The sequence below is a fragment of the Paenibacillus lacisediminis genome, from assembly GCF_046567315.2.
The window spans coordinates 163,201-169,561 of sequence record NZ_JBKIAX020000013.1; the positions used below are offsets into that span (position 1 = coordinate 163,201).

Below are 6,361 nucleotides of genomic sequence, written 5' to 3' on the forward strand. Positions count from 1 at the left end.
CAAAGAGTGAGCAATCGAGAAGAAATGTTTATCAAAACCCAATGATATACTTATAATAAAAAAATCGAAGTAACAGAGAGGGGATGACCGTGAGCCACGTAGACAGGTCAAGCAACAATCCGCCAATGAATCACTGGAAAAGAAACATCATTCTTTTTTTAAGCAGCCAGACGATCTCACTATTCGGTTCATCTTTGGTGCAGTATGCCATCATGTGGTATATTACGCTGAATACGAAATCCGGAATGATGATGACGCTCTATATCCTTTGCGGATTCATTCCGACGTTTATTCTGTCCCCGATTGCCGGCGTATGGGCCGACCGTTACAACAGGAAGCTGCTGATTATGCTGGCGGATGGAATGATCGCGATGGTAACGCTGGTGCTCGCGGTGCTGTTTTTGCTGGGCTATGACGCGACCTGGCTTCTGTTCGTGATCTCCGCGGTGCGCGCGTTGGGAACCGGAATTCAAACTCCGGCGGTAGGTGCGATTTTGCCGCAGATCGTTCCGAGCGATAAACTGACGAAGGTTAACGGAACCAACGGAAGTTTGCAGGCGGTGATCATGTTCGTTTCTCCGATCGTAAGTGCCGCGCTGTTGACCGTAGCGTCCATCGAGATGATTTTTTTCATCGACGTCGTGACCGCCGCCATCGCCATTTTGACGCTGTTGCTGTTCTTCAAAATTCCGGTTCATCAAAAAGCCGCGAGCGGGCAAGCAACCGGGTATTTCAGCGACATGAAGCAAGGTTTGACTTACATCAAAAACCATGTTTTCCTGAAAACGTTTTTTGTGTATTTTGCCGTATTTATGTTGATGATGGCGCCCGCCGCTTTTTTGACGCCGCTCCAGGTAACGCGTACCTTCGGGGATGAGGTGTGGCGGCTCACGGCGATTGAAATTGCCTTTTCCGTCGGCATGATGGCGGGAGGCGGACTCATCGCCGCGTGGGGCGGATTTCGCAACAAAATTCACACGATGACCGTCGCGAGTCTTCTGATGGGTGCTTGCACGTTTTTGCTCGGTGTCGTTCCGTCCTTTTGGATCTACTTGTTCTTTATGGCCGTTTTCGGCGTGGCGATGCCGATTTTCAACACCCCGACCAACGTGCTGATCCAGGAAAAAGTGGATGAGAACTTCTTGGGCCGCGTATTTGGTGTGATCGGTATGATATCGACTTCGATGATGCCGATCAACATGCTGATTTTTGGCCCAATCGCCGATGTCATTCAAATCGAGTGGCTGCTGATTGGCACCGGTCTGCTCATGCTTATTCTTTCGGCCTTTTTGGGACGAAACCAAGTGTTGCTCGATGCGGGGAAACCGCCGTTATCGGAACCCTTCGCGTAGACGCACTAACTTTTCTAATCCAATACCCGCAAATTGTGTCGAGCCCCATATTGACTTCTAGTCAATATGGGGCTATTCTATACCTAAAGATTGACTTGTAGTCAATCGAACTTCTGAATGAGGTGAGGAAGCTGGCTAGAAAAACGGATGATTCCGAGTTTGTCAAAGAGTACGACGTTAAGGATCACAAATTTATGACGATGGAAGAAGAAAAACGCAAGCGTATTATCGATGCGGCGCTTAAGGAGTTTTCAAAAGGTTATACGGCAGCGAGCACCGATGTCATTGTGAAGGAAGCGGGGATATCCAAAGGATTGCTGTTTCATTACTTTGGGTCCAAGAGGGGACTTTTCCTGTTTCTCATTAAATATGCTTCGGACATCATTATTGCGGAGTATGAAAAGGTTGTTTCAGAAAGCTCTGACTTTCTTGAAAATATCAGGAGGGTATCAAAGCGGAAGTTAGAGCTGGCCTTTCAATACCCGCTTGAATTCAGCGTTCTGACGAAAGCATATGCCGCCTTGAAAGAAGTATTTCCCGAGGGGCTGCCCGGAGATTTGTTGAATTCGCCCCTGCTGGCGATACAGCAAGTCTGTCAAAGATCCAATAATGACAGAACGCTATTTAAGGAAGGCATTGATGAGCAAAAAGCGCAAAACATCATCATATGGACGATAAACGGTCTCCTCGACAGTCAATTTCGGTATGGCGATGATCTCGCCGCCTACAAAGCGCATTCTGATGAACTGGTCCAAGGACTTGAGGAGTATCTGCAACTTCTCCGCAAAGCCTTGTACCGATAAAGGGAGGAACCCCATTATGTTTATTGATGTTGCCAACCTAAAGAAAAGCTATACAACGGGCGTGGTCAGAACCGAAGTTTTAAAGGGAATCGGGCTGAATACGGACGAGGTTTTGGCAGCAGTGGGAATGAAGGATAAAAAACACCGCTTCCCCAGGGAACTCTCCGGCGGCGAGCAGCAAAGGGTCTCCATTGCCAGGGCGATCGTCAAAAATCCGCAACTCTTGCTTTGTGACGAGCCGACCGGCGCGCTGGATTTTGATACGTCCCGCAGCATCTTGCAGCTTCTTCAGCAGGTGAACCAAACCTATGGGACTACCATTTTGATGATCACCCACAATGCCGCCATTGCCGCTATGGCGGATAGGGTATTTAAGCTGCGCAGCGGGGAAATCGTGGAGGACGCGGTTAATCCGCATCCTGTTCCGGCGGAAAGGATTGAATGGTAATGGTGATTAATAAGCGAATCAAACGTGTTTTCCTGGGGAACAAAGCGCAATATATCGGCTCCATTTTACTGATTGTTTTCAGCTGTTTTCTGTTTACGAACTTAGTTCTGGTAGGCGGCAATTTACAGCGGCTGATGCATGAATATGAAAAAGGTTATGTGCAGGAAGATGCCTCTTTTATAACAGACAAAAGCATTAACCATTTACGGGAGCTTGAGCTGGCTGCAGACGCAGTGATTGAAGAAGGCCAAACTTTCGACTACACGCTTTCAGAAGGGAGTACACTACGTCTCTTCACCAAAAACGATAGGATCAATATTCCAGCCATCATCGGAGGCAGCGAACTAAGCGGCAGCGGCGGTATACTGCTCAATCCGGCCTTTGCTGCCGCCCATGGGCTTAAAATCGGCGATGTGTTGACTATCTTGGATAAGCCGTTTACAATTGCCGGATTTATGGGGATGCCGAATTATATTTATCCGCTGAAAACGCAAACGGACATCTTGTATTCGCCGCGGAACTTCGGCATTGCCGTCATCAGTAAGGAGGACTTCACCGCGCTGGCGGAAGGAAGCCGTTTCTACGCGGTGAAATTCAACCATCCTGAAGAGAGCCTTCGCGCCCAGTCTACGAAATTCATGGAGCTGCTGAAAAGCCGCGGCATTGATATCGTCCAATGGACAGACATCGGCATCAATGCAAGGGTCAAAGGCGTCGCCGCGAAGCTTGACTCCGCCAGTCTAATGGGGAAGGCAATACCTACTGCGGTTTTATTGTTGACCGCTGTTTTACTGGGCAACGTGATTGGGCGGCTGATCAAGCGCGAATCCGTGATCGCCGGTGCATTGTATGCGTTAGGGTATAGAAGAAAGGAACTTTATCGCCATTATTTGAAATTTCCGCTTGTGATCGCTATCGTCGGAGGCGTCCTCGGAACCGCTCTCGGTTTATTTTTCGTACGTATGATGCTGTCTGTCTACCTTGAGTTATTCGACATCCCGCTGAACGGAATCGGCTACAATCCGGCTATCATCACCATAAGCCTGCTCCTTCCCGTCTTAATCCTTGGCGTAAGCGGCTGGTTTATCATCAGGAAGGAACTGAAACATTCGCCCGCCGAGTTGATGAAAGGGAATAAAGAAAAGAGCAAAATTAATTTCCTGGAGCGCAGATTGAAGCTCGAAAAGCTCAAATTCGCTTTGAAATTCAAAGTCCGGGAACAGCTCCGCAGTCTGCCCCGGCTCGTCCTGCTGCTCGCCGGTTGCGCCGTAGCCACTTTGTTTCTGCTCTTAGGATTTTTTCTGAAAAGCGGGATGGATTATTTCCTTAAAAACGAAGTGGAAAACTCGCAAAATTACACGTACGAGTATGTATTTGAAAACCTGCAAACGGAGCCGGTACCGGCGGGCTCCGAACCTTTCGCGGTATCCAAATTTCAGCTGGAGGGCGACGAGAATAAGGTTTTTAACGTAGCGGGCGTCCTGCCGGATTCTAAAATATCCACGGTCAAGGACGAATCCGGCAAGCGGCTGAGTTTGGATCAGGTCATTATTACGAAGCCGATCGCCGATAAACTGAAGGCGAAGCCGGGAGATACGATCAACATCGTCCGCAGAACGGACTATCAGGTATTTACGCTAAAGGTCGGGGGGATTGCAGATGCCTTTAACATGGCCGTCTATATGCCGCTGGCGGATTACAACGAGAAGTTCGGGATGCCGGAAGGAAGTTATAACGAGCTTTTCAGTAATGAGCGGCTGAATATCCCGGACAACGAGCGGTATTACGTATTGTCGATCGAAGATAAGATAGCAGCGGTAAAAGAGTTAATGGCGCCTTTGGCGTCCATGGTCGTGTTCGTTGCGGCGGTGGCGTTTCTCATCGGAATGATGATTATTTATGTTGTAACCTCCATGATCATTGAAGAAAACAAGAGTACGATATCGCTGATGAAGGTTTTCGGATACCGGAAAAAGGAAGTCAATTCCCTGGTGCTTAACAGTTCGACGATGATCGTCGTGGTTGGATATATCCTGGGTATACTGCTTAGTTTTGCGGCCATGGGAGGCTGGATGAAAGCCATTGAAAACAGCGCTCCTTTTGCCATGCCCGTGATCATTGATCCGCTTTACATCGGAGTTGGATTTGTCGTTATCATGCTCTGCTATGAGCTGTCGAAGCTGCTGTGCAAGAAAAAAGTCAGTGCCGTATCTATGAGTGAAGCCTTAAAAGCAGGAACGGAATAGAAAAATTTTATTTTCCATTGAGGCTGCAGTAAAAAGGAGTGCCGCCTCAATCCTTTACATATCCGGCTAATGGGCGTTTTGTCTTTTTTGCATGTAACGAAAACCAACTTAAAAGCAGGGGGAGCATGGAAAGAACAATCAGCTACTCCCGGCACGTTGCGATATAAGGAAGCGGGGGAAATCCCACGAAATGCATAAGTGCAGGCGGTTTTTGTCGAAATTCCTCGAAACAGGTGGTTCAGATGCAAAAGTGCAGTTCATTTCGGGTCAAAAGCTACTTTTTTATCGGATAGCCCCAAAAGAGATGCATTTTGCATTTCAACCGCTCTAAAATAGAAATTTACGGAGAATGGAATGCGCTTTTGCAGTTGATCCCATCGGGTCTCTCCATTCGGGTCTCTCCATGGCCTAGGTAACATTCCGTTTTATATTAATAGTAAAAGTACGTATTTCGATCATCTGCAAAAATGTGTTTGATTGGCAGGTTTTTATACAACGATAGACCAAGAGACCAGGATCGGGAAACAGGCACGCTCGGGTGGGGGCGAACGCCTTGCAACAACTATTGGATCAGATCCGCGAAGTCGCTGTCGAAGTCAGGAAAAAGCTTCCCGCCCTAATTCAGCGTCAACTCCACCGGTAGACGGTAGCCTTCCCCAATTACATCAAGGCTACTTGCCAAATTCATGCTGCGGAAGTTGAGTTAAAGTTCTTGCAATTTTCGTCCGATTTATCAGCAAACTGCTACTACATGGGAACGTATTGTTTTCCAATATTGGAAGACAGTTTAGCTTGTATATCCGCAACAAAACATGTTATATTAATTCTCCGGCCGTGAAAATGGCCAGGCGATAAGGGAATGGCAGGATTTACTTCTTGCCGTAGAGCTTCCTGATGTGATATATTGGTTCTCCTGCCCTTTAAGTTGTGTCGGCGTTACGCCGGCCACGGCGAAAGGTTGCAGAGAGGAGCAAACGATAAACGGCGGAATGTTGGAAAAACTTACGCCCTGAAATGAGCATAGATGATATGTTACATTAATCATCCTGCCGGATAAACCGGCATGGTGGTAAGTGAAATGACAAGATTTACTACTTGCAGTGAAGCTTGCCGCTGTGATATATTAGTCTTTCGGCGCTATTGTATAGAGACGGAACGAAAAAAGAATTGATCTTTGAAAACTGAACAACGAGTGAGTATTAAATGAGAATTAAACTGGATGAATTCCAATCCGGTTCACGCCGGCATTGAAATTAGATCCTTTCTCGTCAGATTCAAAATGAGCAAGTCAAACCTCGGATGGAACACCTCATAGCCTTTGGGTATGAGCCTCATTCCGATCCAGGATGAAAAATCCTTCGTTTTTTAGACGAAAGATTTGTTCATCCCTTATTGGAGAGTTTGATCCTGGCTCAGGACGAACGCTGGCGGCGTGCCTAATACATGCAAGTCGAGCGGACTTGATGGAGTGCTTGCACTCCTGATGGTTAGCGGCGGACGGGTGAGTAACAC

Annotated in this window: 4 protein-coding genes and 1 rRNA gene; all 5 read left to right on the forward strand. The window is 47.5% G+C overall.

Features of this window, described 5'->3' with window-relative positions; translation table 11 throughout:
* The first annotated feature begins 125 nt into the window (after window positions 1-125).
* Window positions 126-1,352 (forward strand): MFS transporter, encoded by a 1,227-nt coding sequence (locus tag ACLD72_RS22850; RefSeq protein WP_411002931.1) that lies wholly within the window; start codon window positions 126-128, stop codon window positions 1,350-1,352.
* A 194-nt stretch (window positions 1,353-1,546) separates the two neighbouring features.
* Entirely contained in the window at window positions 1,547-2,155 is a 609-nt protein-coding gene (locus ACLD72_RS22855) for a TetR/AcrR family transcriptional regulator (RefSeq protein WP_411002924.1), read from the forward strand.
* 16 nt (window positions 2,156-2,171) lie between these two features.
* Window positions 2,172-2,603: an ABC transporter ATP-binding protein gene (locus tag ACLD72_RS22860; RefSeq protein ID WP_411002925.1), complete on the forward strand. Its 432-nt coding sequence runs from the start codon at window positions 2,172-2,174 to the stop codon at window positions 2,601-2,603.
* On the forward strand, window positions 2,603-4,849 hold the full coding sequence (locus ACLD72_RS22865) for an FtsX-like permease family protein (protein WP_411002926.1): 2,247 nt from the start codon (window positions 2,603-2,605) through the stop codon (window positions 4,847-4,849). The genes ACLD72_RS22860 and ACLD72_RS22865 overlap by 1 nt, the downstream gene beginning before the upstream one ends.
* A gap of 1,389 nt (window positions 4,850-6,238) precedes the next feature.
* A 16S ribosomal RNA gene (locus ACLD72_RS22870) occupies window positions 6,239-6,361 on the forward strand; the annotation flags it as partial.